Source organism: Pseudomonas sp. Sample_24 (genome assembly GCF_004307605.1).
GTDB lineage: Bacteria > Pseudomonadota > Gammaproteobacteria > Pseudomonadales > Pseudomonadaceae > Aquipseudomonas.
In genome coordinates this window covers 1-22087 of sequence record NZ_RCNW01000408.1, presented here as the reverse complement: position 1 = coordinate 22087, position 22087 = coordinate 1, and the positions used below count along the sequence as shown (strand labels likewise).

Genomic DNA, 22087 nt, shown 5'->3' with positions numbered 1-22087 from the left:
GGTTCCAACTGTTCGGCAACGTCGGCGGCCTGACCACCAACGAGTTCTGCGAAGTACGCGGCGGCTACATCATGAGCGAATGGCACAAGCTGCGTTTCGCCCAGCGTCACATCAACATGTGCTCGATGGCTTTGTCCAAGCGCGTGTTGACCATGACCGGGCGTATGTCGGTGTTCCGCGCCACCGTGGTCACCAACCCGGAATTCATCGCCGACGTGGAAAGCGACTCGCTGCAACACTGGCGCCTGGGTCGCTTCAAGTTCCTGACCGGCGACGACAAATCGAGCTGGTTCAGCCTGATGCGCCTGGGCTACGACACGTTCTACGTGCCCGATGCCGCGATCAACACCGTTGAGCATCCGCCGGAAAAGAGCTTCATCAAGGCCAGCCGCAAATTGATGTTCCGCTGGTACGGCAACAACCTGCGCCAGAATTCCCGCGCCCTGGGCCTTGGCATCAAGCGCCTCGGTGCGTTCACGTCGGTGGTGCTGTTCGATCAGCGCGTGTCGATGTGGACCTCGCTGCTCGGCCTGACCGTAGCGATCATCGCCAGCTTCAAGTACGGCACCGCCTTCATCCTGGTGTACCTGCTGTGGATCGGTATCACTCGCCTGATCCTGACCCTGTTGCTGTCCTGCTCCGGCCACCGGATCGGGCCGGCTTACCCGGCGATTCTCTATTACAACCAGATCGTCGGCGCGCTGGTGAAGATCTACGTGTTCTTCCGCCTCGACCAACAGTCCTGGACTCGCCAGCCCACATCCCTGACCCGTGATCTCGCCAGCTTTCAACGTTGGTTCAACACCTGGTCGTCTCGGACCATGACCTTCTCCGCCGGCAGCATTTTTGTCGCCGTGCTGCTGATGATGGTCTGACCGCCCCCTTATTGAATTAACAAGGAAATCGCCTCTATGAATACCGCCGTCAATGCCAACGTAGTCCATGAATCCGAAGCCCAGCGCCAACACGCCCGCGTGAAAATTCCGGCCAAGCTGCGTTTCTTCGGCCCCGACCGGACACCGGTCGAAGCGCGAGTGATCGACCTGTCCGCCGGTGGCCTGGCCTTCAATGCCGGGCAACTGCCACTGAAGGTCGGCGACAAATACAAGGCTCGTCTGCAATTCGTCATCGACAACCTTGGCCTGGCAATGGATGTGGAGCTGCAGGTGCGCTCCAATGATCGCGAGACCGGTCGTACCGGTTGCCAGTTCCAGAACCTGGAACCGCAAGACATCTCGACCTTGCGCCACCTGATCACTTCGCACCTGGCCGGCGACATCGTCACCATCGGCGAAGTGCTGGCGACCCTGCAGCGCGACAACTTCACCAAGGCGCGCAAGAGCAAGGACGGCGGCCACGGCATGAGCGCGTTCGGCCGCATGAAAGCCGTGACCTTCAGCCTGGGCATTTTCGTCGTCGGCCTGGCGGCATTCGGTTTCATCTTCAAGTCGGTGTACGGCATGTACTTCGTCAGCCACGCCCAGGCCGGCCTGGTCAGCGTGCCGGGCGTGAACATCACCATGCCCCGCGACGGTACCGTGCAGAGCCTGGTGAAGTCCGACGGCGTGGCCGCCAAAGGCGCACCGCTGGCGACGTTCAGCACCAGCATGCTCGACGTGCTCAAGGGCCATCTGGAAGACGACCAACTGTCGCCAGCCAAAGTTGAAGAGCTGTTCGGCAAGCAAATGACCGGCACCCTGACCTCGCCATGCGATTGCACCGTGGCCCAGCAAATGGTCGCCAACGGTCAGTACGCCAGCAAGGGCGATGTGATCTTCCAACTGGTGCCGCGCAACACCGAAGCCAACGTTGAAGCGCGCTTCACCTACCGCCAGTTCGCTGACGTACTGCCAGGCACCGCCGTGCGCTTCCAGATCGCCGGTGAAGACAAGACCCGCACCGGCAAGATCGTCAGCAGCACCAGCCTGAAAAGCGCCGACCTGTCGTCCGACATTCGCGTGCTGATCCAGCCTGACGAAGCCCTGGACAGCACCCTCGCCGGCCGCCCGGTTGAAGTCAACAGCGACCGCGGCCCGAACCTGAACTGGCTGATCGACAAAGCCATGGCTGCTGGTCTGTAACCGGAGGACATGCCCGTGACGATCATTAGTCTCCTGAGAACGCCGCGATCCCTGTGGGAGCTGGCTTGCCAGCGATCGGATCAACTCGGTTCATGTGATGCACCGAGCCGTCTGCATCGCGAGCAGGCTCACTCCTACAGGGGTTCTCTGTGTGCCGTCGCATTGGCCGTCAGCCTTGCCGGTTGCGCCGGCCTGCCTGACCAGCGCCTGGCCAACGAAGCGCTCAAGCGCGGCGACACCGCCACCGCGGCAGCGAACTATCAACAGTTGGCAAGCCTGGGTTACAGCGAAGCCCAGGTCGGCCTGGCCGACATTCAGGTCGACAGCCGCGACCCGGCGCAAATGAAACAGGCCGAGGCGACCTACCGCGCCGCTGCCAGCGTTTCGCCGCGGGCCCAGGCGCGTCTCGGTCGCCTGCTGGTGGCCAAGCCCGGCTCCACCGAAGCCGAGCAGCACGAAGCCGAGACTCTGCTCAAGAAAGCCGCCGCCGCTGGCGAAGGCAACACCTTGATCCCGTTGGCGATGCTGTACCTGCAGTACCCGCACAGCTTCCCCAACGTCAATGCCCAGCAGCAGATCAGCCAATGGCGCGCCGAAGGCAAGCCGGAAGCCGGTCTGGCGCAAGTGCTGTTGTATCGCACCCAAGGCACTTACGATCAGCACCTGGACGACGTGGAAAAGATCTGCAAAGCCGCGATCAACACCACCGATATCTGCTACGTCGAACTGGCCACGGTCTACCAGAAAAAAGCCCAGCCTGAACAACAGGCCGAGTTGATCAAACAGATGCAGGCCGGTCATGCCCGCGGCACCGTAACGGCCCAACGTGTCGACAGCGTCGCCCGTGTCCTGGCCGATGCGAACCTCGGCACGCCTGACGAAAAAACCGCACAGTCGTTGCTCGAACCGATCGCTCCGGGTTACCCGGCATCGTGGGTCACCCTCGCGCAACTGCTCTACGACTTCCCCGAACTGGGCGACGTCGATCAGATGATGAAGTACCTGGACAACGGCCGCGCTGCCGACCAACCGCGTGCCGAGTTGTTGCTGGGCAAACTCTACTACGAAGGCAAGATGGTCCCGGCCGACGCCAAGGTCGCCGAAGAACACTTCCAGAAAGCCGTCGGCCGCGAAGTCGCCGCCGATTACTACCTCGGCCAGATCTATCGCCGTGGCTACCTGGGCAAGGTCTATCCGCAAAAGGCCCTCGATCACCTGCTGACCGCTGCGCGCAATGGTCAGAACAGCGCCGACTTTGCCATCGCCCAGCTGTTCTCCCAAGGCAAAGGCACCAAGCCTGACCCGCTCAATGCGTACGTCTTCAGCCAATTGGCCAAGGCCCAGAACACTCCGCAGGCCACCGAGCTTGCACAAACACTCGAAGCGCAACTGCCGCCTGCGCAACTGGCCCAAGCCCAACGTCTGTTGAAACAGGAACAGGCCGTGCGCGGCAACTTGAGCCAGAACACGCTGCCGCTGCATGCCCTGCAAGAAGAAGATGGCGAGGAATCCCTATGAAATTGAATCCATTCATGAAGGCCGGTATCGGTCTCACGTTCGCGCTGATCTGGTCTTGCCCGACACTCGCGGCGATGACTGAAGACACCAAGAACTTTGGCCTGGACGTGAAGATCACCGGTCAGTTCGAAGACGACCGTGACCTGGGCACCCAGAGCGGCGGCGACGTCAACGGCCTCGGCCTCGACTTGCGTCCATGGGTTTATGGCGAAAGCGGCGCGTGGAGCGCCTACGCCATGGGTCAGGCGGTGACGTCTACCGACATCATCGAGACCGACACCCTGCAACAGTCCGACGGTGCCGAGAACAGCAACAACAACGACCGCGAAACCAAGAAGAACTACCTGGCGATGCGCGAGTTCTGGGTCGGCTACAGCGGCTTCACGCCCTACCCCGGCGAGATCCTGAAGTTTGGTCGCCAACGCCTGCGCAATGACGACGGCCAGTGGCGCGACACCAATATCGAGGCCCTGAACTGGACCTTCGACACCACGCTGCTGCGCGCCAACGTGGGTATCGCCGAACGCTTCAGCGAGTACCGCACCGACTTGAAAGAACTGGCCCCTGAAGACAAGGATCGCCTGCACGCTTACGCCGACGCGGCGTACCAGTGGACACCGGGCAACTGGGTCGGCATTCGTGGTCATCACACCCACGACGATGGCAAGCTCGATTACCCGACGCCCGGCGAAGCCAGCGATTCGCTGGACAAGAAACAGAACGGCGACATCAGCTGGCTGGGCCTCACCGCCGACAGCGACGCCTACAACTGGCGCAACACCAACACCGTCAACTACTGGGGCAGCATCACCGGCATGAGCGGTGACCGCGACACGGTCAACCCGCTGAACGCCGATGGCAGCGCTCCGGCGCAAGCCAAGCGCAGCGGCGATGTCGACGGCTGGGCCACGGACCTGGGCGTGCGTCTGCGCCTCGATCCGCAATGGCAAGTGGGTGCCGCCTATGCCCGTGCCAGCGAAGACTACGAACAGAACGGCCTGGAAAGTAACCGCTCGAACTACACCGGTACCCGCTCGCGCGTGCACCGTTTCGGCGAAGCGTTCCGTGGCGAAATGAACAACCTGCAATCGGCCACGCTGTTCGGTTCGTGGATGCTCAACGACGAATACGACGCCAGCCTGATCTACCACAAGTTCTGGCGTGTCGACGGCAACAAGCCGGTCGGCAGCAACGGCATCGACGCGGTGCAGAACAACACCGACGACGTGACCGGCGCAATCCTTTCCAGCACCTCCCTGCCGCTGAACGATGGCGAGAAAGACCTCGGTCAGGAAATGGATCTGGTCGTCACCAAGTACTTCAAGCAAGGCTTGCTGCCGGCCTCGATGAGCCAGGCGATCGACGAGCCTTCGGCGCTGGTGCGCTTGCGTGGCGGCGTGTTCAAGCCGGGTGATGCGTACGGCAAGGAAGTCGACTCGTACATGCACCGCGCATTCATCGACGTGATCTGGCGCTTCTGATGCACATTGCGAAGGGAGTCTCCCAGATGAATCATCAAGCCCGAAAAGGCTCGATCAGCCTGTTGGCCGGCGCCATGCTGCTGGCCAGCGCGACTGCCTTCGCCAATGTGGAGCCAGCGGCTCCTCTAGCCGGCAAGCAGGCGACCGTGGCCAAGGAGCTGCAACAGGCCAAGACCTATACCGTCAGCAGTGCACCGACCGCGCCGCTGGAACTGGCCACGCCGAAGCTGCCGGACGTTTCCGGCTACACCGCCGAGGCCATCGCGGCGAAAATCGTGCGCGGCAAAGCGGGCAAGATCAGTGTGCGCCGGATGATGCAGGAAGACGCTCTGAAGGACTTCATCGGCGGCGACAACAAGATGGCCGAATGGGTGGTGCGCCAGCACGGCATCCCTCAGGCGATCTTTGTCGACGACGGCTACATGAACCTCAAGGACCTGGCGAAGAAGCTGCCCAAGCAGTATTTCAGCGAAACCTCGCCGGGTGTGTTCCTGGCCAGATTGCCGATCGTGGTCGGCCGTAACGGCATCCTCGAAATCGACAAACAGACCCAGGAATTGCGTCTGTCCCAGGAAGCCGGTGCGTTCCTGGTCAACGACGGCAAATTGTTCGTGCGTGACACCAGGATCACTGGCTGGCGCGAGAAGGACAACGGCCCGGCGACGTTCAAGTCGCCAAAGGAATTCCGTCCGTTCCTGCTGGCATGGGGCGGCACCGAGACCTACATCGCCAACAGCAAGCTCGCCAGTTTCGGTTATGCCAACAGTAAGTCCTACGGCGTGAGTATTTCCCAGTACACGCCGAACATGGCCAAGGTGCTCAAGCGTCCTGAGCCGACCGGCTGGATCGTCGGTTCCGAATTCTCGGACATGTGGTACGGCTTCTACTGCTACGAAACCAGCAACTTCGTAGTCAAGGGCAACACCTACAAAGACAACATCGTCTACGGCATCGACCCCCACGACCGTTCCCACGGCCTGATCATTGCCGACAACACGGTGTACGGAACGAAGAAGAAGCACGGGATCATTATTTCCCGTGAGGTCAACGACAGCTTCATCTTCAACAACCGCAGCTACGACAACAAGTTGTCGGGCCTGGTGATCGACCGTAACAGCGTCAACAACCTGATCGCCTACAACGAGATCTACCAGAACCACACCGACGGCATCACCCTCTACGAGAGTGCCGACAACCTGCTGTGGGGCAACAAAGTCGTCAGCAACCGCCGCCACGGCATCCGCATTCGTAACAGCGTGAACATTCGCCTCTACGAAAACATCGCCATGGCCAACGGTTTGACCGGCGTCTATGGCCACATCAAAGACCTGACCAACACCGACCGAGACATCAAGCTCGACCCGTTCGACGCCCAGGTGTCGCTGATCGTGGTCGGCGGTGAACTGGCGGCCAACGGCAGCGGCCCGCTGTCCATCGACTCGCCGCTGAGCGTCGAGTTGTATCGCGTGTCCATGCTCGCCCCGACCAAATCCAGTGGCATCAGCTTCTCGGGGATTCTCGGTGAGCGCCAGGATGAAATTCTCGACTTGCTGGTACGCCAGCAGAAAGCCGTGCTGATCGACCCTGTCGAACGCCAGACCGAAATGCAGGACTGAGGATAATTTTATGCACCCACACTTGATCAAATTACTCAGCCTGTCGGCCCTGACCGCGGGCATTCTCGCGGCCAGTGGCGGCGCCCGTGCCGATGAAGTCCAGGCACCCAAATTTTCCGCTGAACCGTGCTGCAGCCTCTGCCCGGCCGCTCACGATGCGAAGAATTACACCACACGTTATCAGCAGAATTTCACCACGCTGGTGCAGGCCCAGGGCGACTGGTTGTTCCGTACGCAAGAAGACTTGCGCACCGAGTTCGACACCACCCCCGCCGGCTACAAACGCATGAAACAACTGCACGATGCGTTCAAGAGCAAAGGCGTGGAACTGGTCATCGTTTACCAGCCGACCCGTGGCCTGGTGAACCGCAACAAGCTCAACCCGGCGGAGAAAGCCAGCTACGACTTCGACAAGGCGTTGCGCAACTACAAGACCATGCTCGGCCGTTTCGCACAGATGGGTTACGTAGTGCCGGACCTGTCGCCGCTGACCAACGAACAACTGCCCGAGACCCTGCCCGCTCACGACTTTTACTTCCGTGGCGACCAGCACTGGACACCGTACGGCGCGCAGCGCACAGCGAAAATCGTTGCCGAAAAGGTCAAGCAGATCCCGGCCTTCGCCGACATTCCCAAGCGTGAATTCGAGACCCATAAGTCGGGTCGCATGGGCAAGACCGGAACATTGCACAACATGGCCGGTCAACTCTGTGGCACCAGCTACGCGATCCAGTACATGGATCAATTCACCACCGAGCCAAAAGGTGAAGCAGGCGATGGCGATCTGTTCGGCGACTCCGGCAATCCGGAGATCACCCTGGTCGGCACCAGCCACAGTGGCAAGAACTACAACTTCGCCGGTTTCCTCGAAGAGGCTATCGGCGCCGACATTCTCAACGTGGCGTTCCCCGGCGGTGGCCTGGAAGGTTCGATGCTGCAGTACCTGGGCAGCGAGGAGTTCCAGAAGAACCCACCGAAAATTCTCATCTGGGAATTCTCGCCGCTCTATCGCCTCGACCAGGAAACCATCTACCGCCAGATGATGGCGTTGCTGGACAACGGTTGCGAAGGCAAGGATGCACAGATGTCCGGGAGCGCCACCCTGAAGCCGGGCAAAAACGAATTGATGGTCAACAGCAAAAACCTCGACCTGCGTAACAGCAGTCACCAGGTCGACATCCGCTTCGCCGACACGTCGGTGAAAACCTTGCAAGCCACCCTCTGGTACATGAACGGTCGCCACGAGGACATCAAGATCGAAAAACCGGAAACCTCCGAGACTGACGGACGTTTCGCCTTCGAGTTGCGCACGGACGAAGACTGGGCCTCGCAGAATCTGCTGGCCGTTGAAGTCCAGGGCCCGGAAAAAGCGGGCGCCGCGCCACAGAAAGTCGAAGCGAAAATCTGCAAACGCAACGTGTTCCCGGGCGCTGAGCAACGTACCGCTTCAGCCGGGCAATGAGGTCTGCTATGCGAAATCCGAAACTGGCAACACTGACGCTTTTGAGCCTGGCGATGTTCGCCGGTGCGACCCAGGCGGCGGCGCCTTTGCGTCCGCCACAGGGTTACTTCGCGCCGATCGAGAAAGTCAAAACCGGCGACAAGAGCGAAGGCTGCGAAGCAATGCCGACGCCGTACACCGGCTCGCTGCAATTTCGCAGCAAGTACGAAGGTTCGGACAAGGCCCGTTCGACCCTGAACGTGCAATCGGAAAAAGCCTTCCGCGACAGCACCGCCGATATCACCAAGATCGAGCGCGGCACCAGCAAGCGCGTCATGCAATTCATGCGTGACGGTCGCCCGGAACAACTGGAATGCACGCTCAACTGGCTTACGGCATGGGCCAAGGCGGATGCGTTGATGTCCAAGGACTTCAACCACACCGGCAAGTCGATGCGCAAATGGGCACTGGGCAGCATGGCGTCCTCGTACATTCGCCTGAAGTTTTCCGACTCCCGTCCGCTGGCCAATCATCAGCAAGAGTCGCAGCTGATCGAGGCCTGGTTCAGCAAGATGGCCGACCAGGTGGTCAGCGATTGGGACAACCTGCCGCTGGAAAAAACCAACAACCATTCGTACTGGGCCGCCTGGTCGGTGATGGCAACCGCCGTCGCCACCAACCGCCGCGACCTGTTCGACTGGGCCGTGAAGGAATACAAGGTCGGCGCCAATCAGGTCGACGCCCAGGGCTTTTTGCCTAACGAACTCAAGCGTCAGCAACGTGCGTTGGCCTACCACAACTATGCCCTGCCGCCACTGGCGATGATCGCCAGTTTCGCCCAGGTCAACGGAGTGGACTTGCGTCAGGAAAACAACGGCGCACTGAAACGCCTGGGTGATCGGGTACTCGCCGGGGTCAAGGATCCGGACGAATTCGAGCAGAAGAACGGTAAGGAACAGGACATGACCGACCTCAAGGTCGATTCGAAATTCGCCTGGCTCGAACCGTTCTGCTCGCTCTACACCTGCGCGCCGGACGTGCTGGAGAAGAAGCATGACATGCAACCGTTCAAGACTTTCCGCCTGGGTGGAGACTTGACCCGGGTCTACGACCCGGCCAATGAAAAGGGCAAAAAGGGCAGTTGAGTCAACGCTGATCGTTCCCACGCTCTGCGTGGGAATGCAGCCCGTGACGCTCCGCGTCACATGCCGAAGCGGACGCAGAGCGTCCATTGAGGCATTCCCACGCAGAGCGTGGGAACGATCATGTACCTCCCCCGGTTTTCGGTGGGGGGTTTGGGGGGGCCGTTGGCCCTTGACTGTTGGTTCAAACAAGGAGAGATCGGGATGGTTTTTTCGTCCAACGTGTTCCTGTTTTTGTTCTTGCCGATCTTTCTCGGCTTGTACTACCTGAGCGGGCAACGCTATCGCAATCTGTTGCTGCTGATTGCCAGCTACGTGTTCTATGCCTGGTGGCGTGTGGACTTTCTGGCGCTGTTCGCAGCGGTCACGCTGTGGAACTACTGGATCGGCCTGAAGGTCGGTGCCGCCGGTGTCCGGACCAAACCGGCACAACGCTGGTTGCTGCTCGGCGTGGCTGTCGACCTGTGCATCCTCGGCTACTTCAAGTACGCCAACTTCGGCGTCGACAGCATCAACGCGATGATGACGTCGGTGGGCTTGGAGCCGTTCATTCTGACCCACGTGCTGTTGCCGATCGGTATCTCGTTCTACATCTTCGAGTCCATCAGCTACATCATCGACGTCTACCGTGGCGACACCCCGGCGACCCGCAACCTGATCGACTTCGCGGCGTTCGTGGCGATTTTCCCGCACTTGATCGCAGGTCCCGTGTTGCGTTTTCGCGACCTCGCCGACCAGTTCAACAACCGCACGCACACCCTCGACAAATTCTCCGAGGGCTGCACGCGGTTCATGCAGGGTTTCATCAAGAAAGTCTTCATCGCCGACACCCTCGCGGTGGTGGCCGACCATTGCTTCGCCCTGCAAAACCCGACCACGGGCGATGCCTGGCTGGGGGCACTGGCCTACACCGCGCAGTTGTACTTCGACTTCTCCGGCTACAGCGACATGGCCATCGGCCTGGGCTTGATGATGGGTTTCCGCTTCATGGAAAACTTCAAGCAGCCGTACATCAGTCAGTCGATCACCGAGTTCTGGCGCCGCTGGCACATCAGCCTGTCGACCTGGTTGCGTGACTATCTGTACATCACCCTGGGCGGCAACCGTAAAGGCACGCTGACCACCTATCGCAACCTGTTCCTGACCATGCTGCTCGGTGGCCTGTGGCACGGCGCCAACATCACCTACATCGTCTGGGGTGCGTGGCACGGCATGTGGCTGGCGATTGAAAAGGCCCTGGGCCTGAACACTTCGCCGCGCAGCTTCAACCCGATCCGCTGGGCGCTGACCTTCCTGCTGGTGGTGATGGGCTGGGTGATCTTCCGTGCAGAAAACCTGCATGTCGCCGGACGCATGTACGGCGCGATGTTCAGCTTCGGCGACTGGTCGCTGTCGGAACTCAACCAGGCCAGCCTCACCGGTCTGCAAGTGGCAACGCTGATCGTCGCCTACGTGACCCTGGCGTTCTTCGGCCTGCGTGACTTCTACAGCAACCAGCCTGCGGTCAAGACCAAGCCTGCGGTGAACGTGGACAGCGACGGCCCGGCCGCCAGCGAACCGGGTCTGATCAAGGCAGCGCCTGGGGATAACCCGACGAGCATCCACCAGCCTGGCTACACCGTCGGCGTCGACGCCCAGGTGCAACCGGCCTACTGGACCGCTGACTGGTCGCGCTACGTGATGCGTGCGCTGGTGCTGCTGCTGTTCATCGCCTCGATTCTCAAACTCTCGGCGCAAAGCTTCTCGCCGTTCCTTTACTTCCAGTTCTGAGGGATCTGACCATGACCCGCTCATTACGCATCTTCTACATCGCCCTGTTCCTGGTGACGCTGCTCGCCCTCGGCCTGTGGTCGGTTCGCAGCTTCCTGGGCTTCAGCACCAATGCCGATGCGACGGTGCTCAACGGCCGCTGGACCAAGGCGGTGGAAACCCACTACGACGACGAGTTTCCGATCAAGCGTCTTGGCACCAACCTCTGGGCGGCGCTGGATTTCAAACTGTTCAACGAAGGTCGTCCGGGCGTGGTGCTCGGGCGCGACCAGTGGTTGTACAGCGATGAAGAATTCCACCCGACCGTCAACGAAGAGCTGAACCTGCAAGGCAACTACGCGCTGGTCGAAGGCGTACGCCAGACCCTCAAAGAGAAAGGCGTGAAACTGGTAATGGCGGTGGTACCGGCCAAGGTGCGTCTGTATCCGGAGCATCTGGGCGAGGAAAAACCGGCCAGCATCCACGCCAACCTTTACCAGGACTTCCACAAGCGTCTGGCTGCCGACCGCATCCTTGCTCCTGACCTGCTTGGCCCGCTGCAACAGGCCAAGCAGAACGGTCAGCAGGTGTTCCTGCGCACCGACACCCACTGGACACCACAAGGTGCCGAGATCGCGGCCAACCGTTTGGCCAAGACCATTGCCGACAAGTACCCGCTGAGCGGCGAGCCACAGCGCTTCGTCACCGAACCTGCGGAAACCGTTACGCACAAGGGCGACCTGCGGCTGTTCCTGCCACTGGACCCGCTGTTCGAAAACCTGATGCCCAAGCAGGAGCCTCTGCAGAAGCGCAATACGGTCGCGGCTGAAGATCAAGCGGCCGGTGACGACGCGCTGTTTGCCAACACCGAAGTGCCGGTGGCCCTGATCGGCACCAGCTACAGCGCCAACCCCAACTGGAACTTCGTCGGTGCGCTCAAGCAAGCGCTGAACAGCGACGTGGTCAATTACGCCGAAGACGGCCACGGCCCGATTCTGCCAATGCTCAGCTACCTCAAAAGCGATGCTTTCAAGAACAGCCCGCCACAAGTGCTGATCTGGGAGTTTCCTGAACGATATCTGCCTGTGAACAACGAAATCGGCGACGCCGACCCGCAGTGGGTCGCAGAGCTTAAACAAGCCGGCGCCCGCCAACAAAACGTAGCCGCAAACACTAAATCCGAGACGCCCGACCGGGCGCAAAACTGAAAGAGAGAGGTACTACCATGACTTTCACTACTACTCCGCGTCGTCTCGCCAAGACCTTTGCACTGGTTGCTGGTATGAGTGTGCTCTCGATGCAGGCCTTCGCCGGTGGCGATGCTGCGCTGTACGGCCCGACTGCACCGAAAGGTTCATCCTTCGTGCGTATCTACAACGCCAGCAACGCCGAAGTCAGCGCCACCGTCGGCAGCACCAGCCTGAGCGACGTCGCACCACTGTCCAGCAGTGACTTCAGCTTCATGCCGGGCGGTGACTACAGCGCCAAGGTCGGCAGCCAGACCCTGCCGGTGAAACTGGCCGGCGATCACTATTACACCCTGGTCAACAACGCCAGCGGCGCGCCGCAACTGATCGAAGAGCCGCCGTTCAAGAACAAGCAGAAATCCCTGGTGCGCGTGCAGAACCTCAGCGACAAGGCACTGACCCTGAAAACCGCCGACGGCAAGACCGATGTGGTGCCGAACGTGGCACCCAAGGGCCGTGGCGAACGTGAAATCAACCCGGTGAAAGTCAGCCTGGCGCTATACGATGGCGCAACGAAAGTCGGCGACGTGAAACCCGTCGCCCTGGAACGCGGTGAAGCGGCAGTGCTGTACGTCACCGGCAACGGCAGCAGCCTGTCGCCAGTCTGGGTAAAACGCCCGGTATCGACGCGCTAATTAATTCGTCCGGTTGACCCATTTCCCTGTGGGAGCGGGCTTGCCCGCGATGCAGACGACTCGGTGAAACAGATGCACCAAGTTGATGCCATCGCTGGCAAGCCAGCTCCCACAGGGATCGAGGAATCAACGGGGACACGGAACAAGAACAAGAGTGAAACGACAGAACGAAGTAGCTCTAACCAAACGATTTTCAAGGAGTAACAACATGATTCCGGTGATCTTGTCAGGTGGTAGCGGCTCACGTCTTTGGCCGCTTTCCCGTAAGCAGTTCCCTAAACAGTTCCTGGCGCTGACCGGCGAACACACGCTGTTCCAGCAAACCCTGGAACGCCTGGTGTTCGAAGGCATGGACACGCCGATCGTGGTCTGCAACAAGGACCACCGCTTCATCGTCAATGAGCAACTGGCGGCCCGCAAACTGGAAACCCAGCGCATCCTGATGGAACCGTTCGGTCGCAACACTGCGCCGGCCGTGGCCCTGACCGCGATGATGCTGGTTAACGAAGGTCGTGACGAACTGATGCTGGTGCTCCCGGCCGATCACGTACTGGAAGACCAGAAAGCCCTGCAACGCGCCCTGGCCCTGGCCACTGTGGCGGCGGAAAACGGCGAAATGGTGCTGTTCGGCGTACCGGCAACTAAACCGGAAACCGGTTACGGCTACATCAAGTCGACCAACGATTCGCTGCTGCCTGAAGGCGTCAGCCGTGTGTCGCACTTCGTCGAAAAACCCGACGTGAAACGTGCCACCGAATACGTGCAATCCGGCGGCTACTTCTGGAACAGCGGCATGTTCCTGTTCCGCGCCAGCCGCTTCCTCGAAGAACTGAAAAAGCACGACCCGGACATCTACGACACCTGCCTGCTGACCCTGGAGCGCAGTGCCCAGGACGCTGACACCGTCAGCATCGACGAAGCCACTTTCGCCTGCTGCCCGGACAACTCCATCGACTACTCGGTGATGGAAAAAACCCAACGCGCCTGCGTCGTACCGCTGACGGCCGGCTGGAGCGATGTCGGCTGCTGGTCGTCGTTGTGGGAAGTGAACGAAAAAGACGCCAACGGCAACGTCACCAAAGGCGACGTGGTCATCCAGGACAGCAAAAACTGCATGATCCACGGCAACGGCAAACTGGTGTCGGTGATCGGCCTGGAAAACATCGTCGTGGTCGAAACCAAGGACGCCATGATGATCGCGCACAAGGACAAGGTCCAAGGCGTGAAACAAATGGTCAACACCCTCAACGAACAGGGCCGCACTGAAACCCAGAACCATTGCGAGGTCTACCGTCCGTGGGGTTCCTACGACTCGGTGGACATGGGCGGCCGCTTCCAGGTCAAGCACATCTCGGTCAAGCCGGGCGCGTGCCTGTCGCTGCAGATGCACCACCACCGTGCCGAACACTGGATCGTCGTCAGCGGCACCGCCGAAGTGACCTGCGACGAAAACGTGTTCCTGCTCACCGAGAACCAGTCGACCTACATTCCGATTGCTTCGGTGCACCGCCTGCGTAACCCGGGGAAGATTCCACTCGAGATCATCGAAGTGCAATCTGGTAGTTACTTGGGTGAGGACGATATCGAGCGGTTTGAAGATATCTACGGTCGCTCGACCCCGATCGAGCGTGGCGTGTCGGTGAAAACTATCGCGCAATAAACTTCTGTAACTTAAGCCCTCGACCAACTCGCTGCGTTCCCTATCCGCAGCGGTTTGGCCGGGGGCTTTTTTTGTCCGGATTCTTTCGCTGGCTCGACTGGCGCCATCGCTGGCAAGCCAGCTCCCACAGGTTTGTGAGTCGGTCACAAATTCTGAGCACATCCGTCCACTGTGGGAGCTGGCTTGCCAGCGATGGGGCCGGCACGCCCTGTAAAAAGATCTCGCCCATCGCCACCTCATCTGCGCTTAGGTAGGATGACCTCCTCTGCTCCCGAGGTTTTCGCGTCATGTTCATCGGCATCCTGCTGGTCATTACCTGGCTGATCCTGTTGCTGCGCTATCCGGCCAAAGCCTTGCCGGTGTCCATGGCCGCCGCCGCAGGGCTGGGCATTGTTGCCACTTGGGTCATCTGGATGGACCACCGTGAACTCAAGCAATTGCAACGCCTGGAGCTGCGCATCAGCTATGCGCCGCAGCACTGCCCCGCCGACCGGCCGTTGCAATTGACCCTGAACAACGGCAATGACGTACCGCTGACCGAACTGCGTTGGCGAGTCGCTGCCTATGCGCCGGGGGACACGGTCAACCTGGCCGACAATCAATACAGCGCGCCACGTTATCGTGGCCCCGGCGAACTGCAGGCCGGCGGCAACTGGGAAGACTGCTTGCCACTGCCGCCGCTGCGCCCCGGCTACCGTCCGGAAACCCTGGAGTTTCGCGCCGAGCGATTGCAGGGTAGTTTCTCCGATTGATCTCTTTTCCATTCTGCACAAGGACCGCGCCATGCCCGTTGCGTTGATTACCGGTTGTTCCAGCGGCATCGGCCGCGCCCTCGCCGATGCCTTCAAGGCGGCCGGCTACGAAGTCTGGGCCAGTGCGCGCAAGGCTGAAGATGTCGCCCTGCTCAGCGCTGCCGGATTTGTCGCCGTGCAACTGGACGTCAACGACGGTGCTGCGCTTGAGCAGTTGAGCGAGCGCATCAACCAGCAATGCGGTGGCCTCGACGTGCTGATCAACAACGCCGGTTATGGCGCCATGGGGCCGTTGCTCGACGGCGGCGTACCGGCCATGCAACGCCAGTTCGAGACCAATGTGTTCGCCATCGTCGGTGTCACTCGGGCGATGTTTCCCGTGCTGCGCCGGACCCAAGGCATTGTGGTGAATATCGGCAGTGTGTCCGGTGTTCTGGTCACGCCGTTCGCCGGTGCCTACTGCGCGTCCAAAGCCGCCGTGCATGCCTTGAGCGATGCCCTGCGCATGGAGCTGGCACCGTTCGGTGTGCGGGTCATGGAGGTTCAGCCTGGTGCCATCGCCTCCAGTTTCGCCAAAAATGCCGGCCACGAAGCCGAGCAACTGATCAGCGAACAATCGCCATGGTTCCCGCTGCGCGAAGGCATTCGCGCACGGGCCAGGGCATCCCAGGACAAACCGACACCGGCCAGTGAATTTGCCGCCGGGCTGCTCAAGGCTGTGCAGCAGGACAAGCCGCCACGATTGATTCGCCTGGGCAATGGCAGCCGGGCGTTGCCAATGCTGGCAGCCTTGTTGCCCAAGGGCTTGCTGGAATCGGGATTGATGAAGCGGTTCGGGTTGCGGGGTCAGCTCTAGTTCCGCGAGATCGCTCTTCGCGGGCAAGCCTCGCTCCTACAGGATATTGAATTGGCATTAATCCTGTAGGAGCGAGGCTTGCCCGCGATGGCGTCAGCACCGTCACCACCGACTTCAGGAATCCATCATGAGCGACTACACCGAATACTTCGACGAAGTGATCCAGGCCCACGTAGCCATCGAACAATGGCTGGCCGAAGAGCGCGACGCTGCCGAACTGGAACAACTGCTGGCGCGTTTCTCACCGCAATTTTCCATGGTCTCGCCGCTGGGGCGGGTGCTGGATTTCGACGCGCTCAATGAGCTGTTCATGCTGGCGGGCGGCAAGAAGCTCGGGTTCCGCATCGAGCTTAGCGAACTGTCTGGCGTGGCGCTGCACGACGGCGGCGCAACGGTCAGCTACCGCGAACGACAGACCGATGCCACCGGTCTGCATTCCGATCGCCGCTCCACCGTGGTGTTCGAGAAGGTGAAAGGCAAGATCTTCTGGCGGCATTTGCAGGAGACGTTTTGCCAAGGCTGACGCAATCGCTTTTTTTGTGGCGAGGGAGCTTGCTCCCGTTGGACTGCTCGGCAGTGCCATCCTGGGGCCGCTACGCAGCCCAGCGGGAGCAAGCTCCCTCGCCACAAGAGCGTTTCTGTCTTGGTTTTATTCGCCTGCCGCAGGATTCACCACCACGGTGCAGGTAATCCCCGCCGCCAACAGCACACCCTCCGGCACTTCATCGATGTGTATCCGCACCGGCACCCGTTGCGCCAGACGCACCCAGTTGAACGTCGGGTTCACGTCCGCGATCAGTTCGCGGCTCTCTGGATTATCGCGGTCGTAGATACCGCGCGAGATGCTTTCCACGTGGCCCTTGAGCACTTCGCCGCTCATCAGCTGCATGTCGGCCTGGTCGCCAACGCGCACATGGGGCAATTTGGTTTCTTCGAAAAAGCCATAGACCCAGAACGAGTTCATGTCGACCACCGCCATCTTCGCTTCACCGATGCGTGCGTAGTCGCCGCGATGCACATTGAGGTTGGTCACGTAACCGTCCACTGCTGCGCGGACCTCGGTGCGTTTGAGGTTGAGTTCGGCCGCTTCCAGTTGCGCTTGTGCATGCTGATAATCGGCCAGCGCCGAGTCGGCGAGGTTGCTGGCGTCGTCGCGGTTTTCCCGTGAGATCACCAGGTTGTCCATGTCCGCGCGACGATGGGCGTTGACCTTGCGCATTTCCCAGGTGGCCTTGCGCGAAGCCACCAGCGACTGCGCCTGTTTGACCGCAAGCCGATAATGTTCGGGATCGATTTGCATCAGCAGGTCGCCCTTTTTCACCAACTGATTGTCGCGTACCGGCACGTTCACCACTTCGCCGGTGACATCGGCGGCGACATTGATGATATCGGCGCGCACCCGGCCATCGCGAGTCCATGGGGTTTGCATGTAATGCACCCACAGGGTCCGGCCGATCCATATCGCAAGGGCCAGCACCAGCAAGGTTGCGAGCAGGCTGAAAAGCTTTTTCATCAGGGCCTTCTTCAGAGATAGAGAGTCAGTGGTAGACCGTCAGCGCCAGCGCGCCGAACAGACAGGTAAACAGGCTCAGACGCAGCAGCGCCGGGTGCCAGAAAAAACGGTACAGGTCGAATCCCGAGAGGAAGCGGTCAACTGCCCAGGCCAGTCCCGCAGCAATGAAAAACATCAGGGTCATGGTCGGCATGTACACGCCGTGGAAGGCGATTTCACGAGGCATGTTCAAGTCCTTCAGGCTTGGCATTGGCGTGGGCGGCAAGGGGCGATTGCGGGTCGAGCAGCGATGTGCGGATGAAGTGCAGGTAGCTCTTCACCCGACGCAACGCCGAGGTGTCGAAGTGCGGAGCAAAGGGTTCGTCAGTGGACTGCACTCGGCTGATCGCGTGGTCGACAGCGATCAGAGCACGTTCGAGGTTGCTGCTGCCCGGTTGCAAAAACAGCCGCACCAGCGCGCGCCCCATCACGCGGATCGCCTGGCGCCAGGGCTGGGAGTTGGCATACGCCGGGTGCACCGGCAGGATCGCCTGTTCCTTGCGCAATTCGATGATCGCGTGACCGACTTCCAGTACCACAAACATCCAGCGCAGCAGGTTGCGCTGCACCTGTGGCTGGCCCGCCGCGAAGCCGTAGGCCTGGTGCACCAGGTCGCGGGTGCGACTTTCGAAACTCGACGCCAGCCCCTTGAGCTTGCCGCTGATGGCGTACACCACCTGGCCACGCAGATCCTGCTCCAGTCGGCGCCACAGCCAGCGACTGTTGGGCGGCAGAATGATCGCCCCCGCCGCCGCGCACACCAGCATGCCGAGCACCATGGCGATGTAGTCGTTGATGAAGGTGTAGGGGTTGTAGACGGTGAGGTTGTCCGGCACCGAACCGGTACTGAAAAAGATCAACAAGCCCAGGCCGACGCCGGCATATTGCGGTCGCGACGCCAGGAATGATCCGAGCACGATGACCGGGGCGAGCATCACGCACAGCAAGGCAAAACCATCGATCCACGGGAAGATGAAAAACATCTCGACGAAGCCGATCAACGCGCCGAGCAGCGTGCCGCACGCCATCTGAAACGCCATGCGCTTGGGGTTCGGCGTGGCGGCGGACAGGCCCACAGTGGCGGCGGCGATCAGGGTCATGGTCGCCCCGCTCGGCCACGCCGTTGCCACCCAATAGCTGCCCAACACCACCAGGATAAACGCCGCGCGAATGCCCGAGGCCGCCGACACCAGCCAATTGGTCTGCGGGGTGAACGGCTCGTCCCAGCGCTCCCGTTCATGACTGTGATCGGCCAGGGATGCGTGAGTCTGTGCATAACTGTGCAGGTCGTCGACGAAGCGATACAGCAGTTCATACGCGGTGTGGAAGTCCAGCAGTTCGTCGTCGCTCGGCCCGCTCTCCTGAAAAATCGCCCGCAGGCTGCGCACCCGCGCCGGCAACCCTGCCTGATAAACGTTCAGCGCCGTGACCAGGCGTGCCGCGTCGGCGCTGGTCAGCGCTCGGCCACTGAAGCCGTCGAGTAATTCGGCAAGGTCTTGCAAGCCCGGTTTGATCGCCGCCACCGCGTGGTCCGTGTCGTGGCTGCGCAGGCGTTCGAGCAACTGGTGCAGGGCATTGAAACGCGTGGTGATGCCCATGAATTCACTGTTCAGGCGGCTGAGTCGGCCATTGCGTCGACGCATGTGCGGGTCTTCGAATACCGTGACGCTGCGCAGCCCTTCCAGGCCGACAGCCTCGGCAATGAAGCGCACATTGCCGGCTTCGAACGCCTCGCGTTGACTGCGACCACGCAAGCCATCGGTGACGAACAGGGCAAACACGCCGAAGCGCTGATACAAGGCGTTGCGCATGGCGGCGCTGGCGGTTTGCGGGAGGATCGCGGCACTGATCAGGGTCGAGCAGAGAATCCCCAGGGAAATTTCCAGCACCCGCCACACCGCCGCCATGAATGCACCTTCCGGGTGAGCCAATGCAGGCAGCCCGACCATCGCCGCGGTGTAGCCGGCCAGCACAAAACCATAGGCGCGAAAGTTGCGGCAGCGCGCCGCACCGGCGGTGCAGATGCCAACCCAGATCGCCAGTGCGCCGAGAAACAGTTCGGTGTTTTGCGCAAATAACGCAATCAACGCCACCATCACCGCCGACCCCGTCAGGGTGCCGAGGAAGCGGTAGAAACTCTTGGCGAACACCTGGCCGCTCTGCGGCTGCATGACGATGAACACGGTGATCATCGCCGTGCGCGGTTGTGGCAATTCCAGGCGCATGGCCAGCCACAGCGTGAGGAACGCCGCGATCAGCACCTTGAAAATGTAGACCCAGGTCACGCCGTCGCTGCGTGCCCAATCAAAGAAACCCCGGCGCCATTCCAGGGAGTACAGCCAGCGCAGAGGGGCGGGCAAGGGAGTCATGGAGTCTTGTTCACTCAGGAAAGTCTGGAAACGATTGAAACCCTGTGGCGAGCGAGCTTGCTCGCGCCGGGCAGCGAAGCGGCCCCAGAACTCTGGTAGCCCAAAGTTCTTGTGAGTGCTTCGCACTCAAGCGCGAGCAAGCTCCCTCGCCACAACAGTGGCCTTGCCTGACGAGTCACTTCAGAAGGCTCGGGGTTTTCGGTGGCTGGGTCTGCTGGGCATTCGGCACATCGTCGCCCGCACCAAGCCCACCGCCCAATGCCGTCACCAGCTCGGCATGGGCGCTCAAACGCGCCGCCTGCACCTGCTGCTGCACCTGTTGCTGCTTAAACAACAAGGTTTGCGCGTTGAGCACATTGAGGTAATCGGTGAGCCCGCGCTGATAGGCAATCATCGCGATGTCGTAGGTCTTCTGCGCAGTGGCTACCGACTCGGCAGCGAAAGTTTGCTGTTTGTCCATCGACTCGCGACGGATCAACTGATCAGAGATGTTTTTCAGCGCGTTGACCAGGGTTTGGTTGTAATGCGCCACCGCGATGTCGTACCCGGCCGAGGCTTCACCCAACTGCGCGCGCAAACGCCCGCCATCGAAGATCGGCAAGGAGATCGCCGGGCCAACGCTGTAGTTGAGCTTCTTGCCGGTCAAAAACTCCAGCGCCCCGCCGCCGGTGGCCATGTAGCCGAGGCTGCCGACCAGATCGACGTTCGGATAAAAACCGGCATGAGCGACATCGATGCCGCGGGCTTGCGCCGCCACCTGCCAACGACTGGCGACCACGTCCGGCCGTTGACCGAGCAACTGCGCCGGCAGCGCCGACGGCAGCTTCAGCGCCGCGCCCAACGACAGCGTTGGCCGCTGAAGCTGCGCGCCCTCCCCCGGACCTTTACCGGCGAGCGCGGCCAATTGATTGCGACTCAGGGCGATTTCTTCGTCCAGCGCATCGATCTGCCGATGGGTTTCCGGCAACGGCGTCTCGGCCTGGCTCACTTCGAAATGGGTGCCGATGCCGCCGCTCAAACGCTTCTGCGCCAGCTCGAGAATTTGCTGTTGCTGCTTCAAAGTCGCTTCGACGATGTCCCGTTGCGCGTAGTGCAACGACAGCTCGATGTAGACGCGCACGATATTGTTCTGCAATTCGAGTTGGGCCTGGCGCGCTTCGGCGACCGTCATATGGGCCATGTCCACGGCGCGCTCGGTGGCATTGCTTTCACGGCCCCAGAGGTCGAGGGCATAGCTGAAACCCAGCGCGGCGTTGTTATCCCAAGTGGTGCTGTTGGCCAGGTCACCGGGACCGTAGAACGGATCGGTGGGCCAGTTGTGGCGTTTGAGCGTGGACTCGCCGTTGATCTGCAACGACTCTGCTGCTTCGGCGATGCCGGCCATCGATTTGGCTTGACGCACCCGTGCGGCGGCCATGGCCAGGGTCGGACTGCCTTGCATGGCGGTTTCGATCCAGCGGTTCAGTTGCGGATCGCCATACGCCTGCCACCATTGTGCGGTGGGCCAATGCGCATCCTGTGCGGCGCTCTGGATGGCTTCGTCGGTGACCAGTGAATCGGCCTCCAGCGCCTTGCCCTGCGGGCCAATACCTCCGGTTCCGATGCAGCCGCTGATTGCCAGGGTTAAAGCGAAAACACTGAGCGGCTGAAGCGCTCTGCTGATGCGACGCGGCACTGCTGCGATTTCCTGAGGTGGGGAGTTTTGCGGGATGCGCAATTCTATGGGGCCACCGGAAGGGCGATAAGCTGGGAATCCTGTGAATCTTTGTTACCGTTAACGAGATAATCCGGAAGTCATCTTTAGTCGCCTGTAAAAAAACAGAAACTTCGTGTCACAATTTGCTATTCGCCAAGAGAGCACCCCATGGACACATTGCAAAACATGCGCGCCTTCAGTTACGTGGCCGAGGCCGGCAGTTTCACCGCCGCCGCGGTGCAACTGGACACCACCACGGCCAACGTCTCGCGCGCGGTCTCCAACCTGGAAG

The 22087-nt window shown here is 60.8% G+C and carries 18 protein-coding genes and 1 pseudogene; 15 read left to right on the top strand and 4 right to left on the bottom strand.

Annotated features, from left to right (window positions below):
• The 14 genes and pseudogenes from alg8 to D8V06_RS23640 all read left to right on the top strand — a co-directional run.
• A pseudogene (gene alg8, locus D8V06_RS23705) lies at window positions 1-875 on the top strand (mannuronan synthase); the annotation flags it as partial.
• A gap of 36 nt (window positions 876-911) precedes the next feature.
• The gene (locus D8V06_RS23700; protein WP_130903617.1) at window positions 912-2081 is read left to right on the top strand and encodes an alginate biosynthesis protein Alg44; all 1170 of its coding nucleotides are present in this window, start codon (window positions 912-914) and stop codon (window positions 2079-2081) included.
• 9 nt (window positions 2082-2090) lie between these two features.
• The gene (algK, locus tag D8V06_RS23695; RefSeq protein ID WP_177434483.1) at window positions 2091-3599 is read left to right on the top strand and encodes an alginate biosynthesis TPR repeat lipoprotein AlgK; all 1509 of its coding nucleotides are present in this window, start codon (window positions 2091-2093) and stop codon (window positions 3597-3599) included.
• The gene (locus D8V06_RS23690; protein WP_130907929.1) at window positions 3596-5080 is read left to right on the top strand and encodes an alginate export family protein; all 1485 of its coding nucleotides are present in this window, start codon (window positions 3596-3598) and stop codon (window positions 5078-5080) included. The genes algK and D8V06_RS23690 overlap by 4 nt, the downstream gene beginning before the upstream one ends.
• Before the next feature lie 26 nt (window positions 5081-5106).
• Window positions 5107-6696 carry a mannuronan 5-epimerase AlgG gene (gene algG, locus D8V06_RS23685; RefSeq protein WP_130931924.1) on the top strand — a complete coding sequence of 530 codons (1590 nt, stop codon included), beginning with the start codon at window positions 5107-5109 and terminating at the stop codon, window positions 6694-6696.
• Window positions 6697-6706: 10 nt separating this feature from the next.
• Window positions 6707-8158, top strand: a complete 1452-nt coding sequence (locus D8V06_RS23680; protein WP_056854503.1) for an alginate O-acetyltransferase — start codon at window positions 6707-6709, stop codon at window positions 8156-8158.
• 8 nt (window positions 8159-8166) lie between these two features.
• On the top strand, window positions 8167-9282 hold the full coding sequence (locus D8V06_RS23675; RefSeq protein ID WP_056854504.1) for a mannuronate-specific alginate lyase: 1116 nt from the start codon (window positions 8167-8169) through the stop codon (window positions 9280-9282).
• Between the two features lie 201 nt (window positions 9283-9483).
• Window positions 9484-11049 (top strand): MBOAT family protein, encoded by a 1566-nt coding sequence (locus tag D8V06_RS23670; RefSeq protein ID WP_130903616.1) that lies wholly within the window; start codon window positions 9484-9486, stop codon window positions 11047-11049.
• A gap of 11 nt (window positions 11050-11060) precedes the next feature.
• Window positions 11061-12236, top strand: a complete 1176-nt coding sequence (locus tag D8V06_RS23665; RefSeq protein WP_130903615.1) for an alginate O-acetyltransferase — start codon at window positions 11061-11063, stop codon at window positions 12234-12236.
• 17 nt (window positions 12237-12253) lie between these two features.
• Entirely contained in the window at window positions 12254-12910 is a 657-nt protein-coding gene (locus D8V06_RS23660) for an alginate O-acetyltransferase AlgF (protein ID WP_130931923.1), read from the top strand.
• 208 nt (window positions 12911-13118) lie between these two features.
• Window positions 13119-14570: a mannose-1-phosphate guanylyltransferase/mannose-6-phosphate isomerase gene (locus tag D8V06_RS23655; RefSeq protein ID WP_056854508.1), complete on the top strand. Its 1452-nt coding sequence runs from the start codon at window positions 13119-13121 to the stop codon at window positions 14568-14570.
• A gap of 287 nt (window positions 14571-14857) precedes the next feature.
• Window positions 14858-15322 (top strand): hypothetical protein, encoded by a 465-nt coding sequence (locus D8V06_RS23650; protein WP_056853178.1) that lies wholly within the window; start codon window positions 14858-14860, stop codon window positions 15320-15322.
• 31 nt (window positions 15323-15353) lie between these two features.
• Window positions 15354-16178 (top strand): SDR family oxidoreductase, encoded by an 825-nt coding sequence (locus D8V06_RS23645; protein WP_130907932.1) that lies wholly within the window; start codon window positions 15354-15356, stop codon window positions 16176-16178.
• 127 nt (window positions 16179-16305) lie between these two features.
• Complete coding sequence (locus D8V06_RS23640; RefSeq protein ID WP_130931922.1) at window positions 16306-16701, top strand: DUF4440 domain-containing protein; 396 nt, start codon at window positions 16306-16308, stop codon at window positions 16699-16701.
• Between the two features lie 126 nt (window positions 16702-16827).
• Here D8V06_RS23640 and D8V06_RS23635 read toward each other — a convergent pair whose 3' ends face one another.
• The 4 genes from D8V06_RS23635 to D8V06_RS23620 form a co-directional block, all read right to left on the bottom strand.
• Window positions 16828-17691: an HlyD family secretion protein gene (locus tag D8V06_RS23635; RefSeq protein ID WP_130931921.1), complete on the bottom strand. Its 864-nt coding sequence runs from the start codon at window positions 17689-17691 to the stop codon at window positions 16828-16830.
• Between the two features lie 25 nt (window positions 17692-17716).
• Complete coding sequence (locus D8V06_RS23630; RefSeq protein ID WP_130931920.1) at window positions 17717-17917, bottom strand: DUF1656 domain-containing protein; 201 nt, start codon at window positions 17915-17917, stop codon at window positions 17717-17719.
• Window positions 17907-20099: an FUSC family protein gene (locus tag D8V06_RS23625; RefSeq protein WP_130931919.1), complete on the bottom strand. Its 2193-nt coding sequence runs from the start codon at window positions 20097-20099 to the stop codon at window positions 17907-17909. Before D8V06_RS23625 ends, D8V06_RS23630 begins: the two co-directional genes overlap by 11 nt.
• Window positions 20100-20274: 175 nt before the next feature.
• Window positions 20275-21774 (bottom strand): efflux transporter outer membrane subunit, encoded by a 1500-nt coding sequence (locus D8V06_RS23620; protein ID WP_130931918.1) that lies wholly within the window; start codon window positions 21772-21774, stop codon window positions 20275-20277.
• A 189-nt stretch (window positions 21775-21963) separates the two neighbouring features.
• On the opposite strand from D8V06_RS23620, the gene D8V06_RS23615 reads away from it, so the two are divergent.
• Window positions 21964-22087, top strand: a 124-nt coding sequence (locus D8V06_RS23615; protein WP_130931917.1) for a LysR family transcriptional regulator, incomplete at its 3' end; no start/stop codon positions are given.

Bases quoted from the DNA above. Each gene is read 5' to 3' on its own strand.
- D8V06_RS23675 (WP_056854504.1), top strand. From the start codon at position 8,167: ATGCGAAATCCGAAACTGGCAACACTGACGCTTTTGAGCCTGGCGATG.
- D8V06_RS23660 (WP_130931923.1), top strand. From the start codon at position 12,254: ATGACTTTCACTACTACTCCGCGTCGTCTCGCCAAGACCTTTGCACTG.
- algG (WP_130931924.1), top strand. From the start codon at position 5,107: ATGAATCATCAAGCCCGAAAAGGCTCGATCAGCCTGTTGGCCGGCGCC.
- D8V06_RS23640 (WP_130931922.1), top strand. From the start codon at position 16,306: ATGAGCGACTACACCGAATACTTCGACGAAGTGATCCAGGCCCACGTA.
- D8V06_RS23655 (WP_056854508.1), top strand. From the start codon at position 13,119: ATGATTCCGGTGATCTTGTCAGGTGGTAGCGGCTCACGTCTTTGGCCG.
- D8V06_RS23630 (WP_130931920.1), bottom strand. From the start codon at position 17,917: ATGCCTCGTGAAATCGCCTTCCACGGCGTGTACATGCCGACCATGACC.
- D8V06_RS23665 (WP_130903615.1), top strand. From the start codon at position 11,061: ATGACCCGCTCATTACGCATCTTCTACATCGCCCTGTTCCTGGTGACG.
- D8V06_RS23650 (WP_056853178.1), top strand. From the start codon at position 14,858: ATGTTCATCGGCATCCTGCTGGTCATTACCTGGCTGATCCTGTTGCTG.
- D8V06_RS23700 (WP_130903617.1), top strand. From the start codon at position 912: ATGAATACCGCCGTCAATGCCAACGTAGTCCATGAATCCGAAGCCCAG.
- D8V06_RS23635 (WP_130931921.1), bottom strand. From the start codon at position 17,691: ATGAAAAAGCTTTTCAGCCTGCTCGCAACCTTGCTGGTGCTGGCCCTT.
- D8V06_RS23670 (WP_130903616.1), top strand. From the start codon at position 9,484: ATGGTTTTTTCGTCCAACGTGTTCCTGTTTTTGTTCTTGCCGATCTTT.
- D8V06_RS23625 (WP_130931919.1), bottom strand. From the start codon at position 20,099: ATGACTCCCTTGCCCGCCCCTCTGCGCTGGCTGTACTCCCTGGAATGG.
- D8V06_RS23690 (WP_130907929.1), top strand. From the start codon at position 3,596: ATGAAATTGAATCCATTCATGAAGGCCGGTATCGGTCTCACGTTCGCG.
- D8V06_RS23680 (WP_056854503.1), top strand. From the start codon at position 6,707: ATGCACCCACACTTGATCAAATTACTCAGCCTGTCGGCCCTGACCGCG.
- D8V06_RS23645 (WP_130907932.1), top strand. From the start codon at position 15,354: ATGCCCGTTGCGTTGATTACCGGTTGTTCCAGCGGCATCGGCCGCGCC.
- algK (WP_177434483.1), top strand. From the start codon at position 2,091: ATGCCCGTGACGATCATTAGTCTCCTGAGAACGCCGCGATCCCTGTGG.